4 protein-coding genes are annotated in these 2,540 nt (G+C 33.7%); all 4 read right to left on the bottom strand.

The annotated features are described in order from the left end of the window. Nucleotides 1–124 precede the first annotated feature (124 nt). The 4 genes from Q3907_RS10665 to Q3907_RS10680 all read right to left on the bottom strand — a co-directional run bounded on the left by Q3907_RS10665 (nt 125) and on the right by Q3907_RS10680 (nt 2,342). On the bottom strand, nt 125–382 hold the full coding sequence (locus tag Q3907_RS10665; RefSeq protein ID WP_301898259.1) for a hypothetical protein: 258 nt from the start codon (nt 380–382) through the stop codon (nt 125–127). 168 nt (nt 383–550) lie between these two features. Next, nucleotides 551–1,912, bottom strand: a complete 1,362-nt coding sequence (locus tag Q3907_RS10670) for a glycoside hydrolase domain-containing protein (protein WP_301898260.1) — start codon at nt 1,910–1,912, stop codon at nt 551–553. Then, the gene (locus tag Q3907_RS10675) at nt 1,913–2,149 is read right to left on the bottom strand and encodes a peptidoglycan-binding protein (RefSeq protein ID WP_301898261.1); all 237 of its coding nucleotides are present in this window, start codon (nt 2,147–2,149) and stop codon (nt 1,913–1,915) included. After that, nucleotides 2,124–2,342 (bottom strand): hypothetical protein, encoded by a 219-nt coding sequence (locus Q3907_RS10680; protein WP_301898262.1) that lies wholly within the window; start codon nt 2,340–2,342, stop codon nt 2,124–2,126. Before Q3907_RS10680 ends, Q3907_RS10675 begins: the two co-directional genes overlap by 26 nt. Nucleotides 2,343–2,540 lie beyond the last annotated feature (198 nt).

Raw genomic sequence — 2,540 nt, forward strand, 5'->3', positions numbered from 1 at the left:
TATTTATAGGTAAGACTCATAAATTTAAGAATTGTCTTAACTTAATGACATTGGAATTAGTACTCCTAACCTTTATTTAACACTTTTAGCAATTAATTTATCATCATAAAATATAACCAAATAGCTATGCTTGAGCTAAATATTGAGTTGTAAACCAAGAGACTACTAATGGTGCATATTCAACACCAACAAAACAACAAAGTGCAATCATTAAAGAAGCTAGCAATACAGTAGAAAGGGCTTGGCCCACATTAGAAAAATCAATAGATTCTTCCATATCTCCAGTTGCAGTGATTGTAAATTCTAGTTCAATTGAAACGTTTCCTGTAACATCGTCAAATTCTAATAGATTGTCTGTCTCACAGATTAAACTTAGTTTCATTGTGTTTACACCTGCTGAAACGATTTGATATGAAATATTACCGACTTTTACGCTAGTTGCAACATCTTCTAAAGTGCTCTCAATATAAGCTTGTAATTCAGTATCTTGGACTTGTGATTTGATTTGATCCACACTTGTTTTGAATCCACTGCTTAATTCATTTCCATTCTATGTGATTGAAATTGTATTTGAAGAAGATGAATGAAGCTTTAATGACTCAGATGTTTTTAATATTGCAGAAATAATAATGTTTTCTGTAGCTGTTGTTCCAAGATTATATGAGCCATTTTCAAAATTAAATTCAACGCCTAGATTTAAGAATTTGTCTAATAGACCTGTACTTCTTAATATACAGTTTGTATATTTTCGCTGTGCCTGATATAAACGGTCTTCATCTGTGTCATCTTGTGTAGTATCAACTTTTCTGCATCCAGCATCTAACCCTGATACACCAACATTATCTAAATCAAAATTTGGAGTTGATGAATAAGTGAATTCTACAAATTGATCAAATGCCCAGTTTTCTGGAATCGGGTATCCAAGATTGCCACTAAATCCAGTAGACATGTCTGCGACAAAAGAGAAGTCACATAATCCAGCTTCGTATACTTTTGTACAAACAAATCTTGGTGCGTAGATTCCGATTTTATAATTTTTTGTATTGTATACACCTTGATTGAATGCATTTCTGATTTGCTGGAAGTATGGGATGATGTAAGCATCGGTTTGATATTCCAAGCAATCGAAATCAACTGCAAAATAAATAGTTGTTCCAGATGTAAATCCAAGTTTTTTTGCCTGATTGATAGCAGTGATGGCATCGTAGCTGCCTTGCATGGATTTTTTGAAATAATTCTCGTAATATCCTCCATCCTGATAAATTGGGAAGATTGATAATCCAGTATTTTGAATCATATTGATTTCGGACTTGGTCATTGCCTTGCTTCTTTCATTATCTCCAGTTCCAACTGTACCTGTTAAATATCGTCCGATATATCGATAACCATCATTGTATAAGTCCTGAATTTGTGTTTGATTCAAAACGGTAGAGCAGTCACATGCCAATGCATTACGATTAGTGTCTCCTTTGCTTGTCAACAACGATTTCATTGTTGATACGCCAATCGTTCCTAATGTATCTGAAATCATTCCTTTTAAACCATATTTTTCTTGGAATTGAGATACATTGGAAGTCATATCACCATCAAAGATTCCATCGAATCGGTTTTGATTCATACCATTAAAATACAATCCGTATTGTGCAATCTTATTGTATTTGATGTATGAGCCGTTTTGACCTTGCTGTAGAGCTGTAGGGAAATAGTTTGAAGTAGATGGGCCAAAATTTAATTCACTCAAGTCATCGATCCAATCTACCAATCCTTCTGCAACTTGAAGTGCACCTAGTAAAGATAAGGCGGTATTTCGCGAAATGATTCCGTCACAAGCCTGAACTCTGATAACATCTGACCAGTCTTCATTCAATTGTTTTTGGATTAATCGTACAGTTGAATTTCCACCACTGACCAATTAGAACCAGTTAAGAGAGAATAATCCCATCCATACTTTCCAATTAATAGTTCCTGTTACTTCGATACTTCCATCACTTTGCATTTCTTTTACGGCATTAACTCCGTTTGTATAATAAATTCCAGTAATGCCGCCTGCATGATATCCTTTACAAAATAAAGCGCATTGAATCAAGCAAACGTTTGGATCTGCATCATCTTCAGGGTCCATTTTAGAGATTGTTGGCAGATTTTTCATTACCTGAACTGTATAAGGACCTAAATAACCTGTTGCATTCGGTACTCCATTTTTGTAGCTGGAATGCACGAACCAATCCTTCCATCATAGCTGTTCCAGTATTTCCGTTTTCAGTCAACATAACCCATTGGTTGTTGTTTTGATAAGTGTTATTTAAATATTTTTGAGCTTGTAAAACAAATTGATCTGACATATTTTAAATGTTAAATAGTATTACTTTATACTATTTTCTCCTTTCGTTATTTTGTAGAATAACCGGTTATCTACGTGAATAATATACAGGCTAAATTTGGAACAATTGTTCAAATTTAAATAAAATTATGCTGAATATAAAAAAACGACTATATAAAAATAGTTGGGGTCTAGATACGCTATAAGATTACATAGGGCA

Origin of the sequence: uncultured Holdemanella sp. (assembly GCF_958348295.1) — a bacterium.
Taxonomy (GTDB): domain Bacteria; phylum Bacillota_I; class Bacilli_A; order Erysipelotrichales; family Erysipelotrichaceae; genus Holdemanella.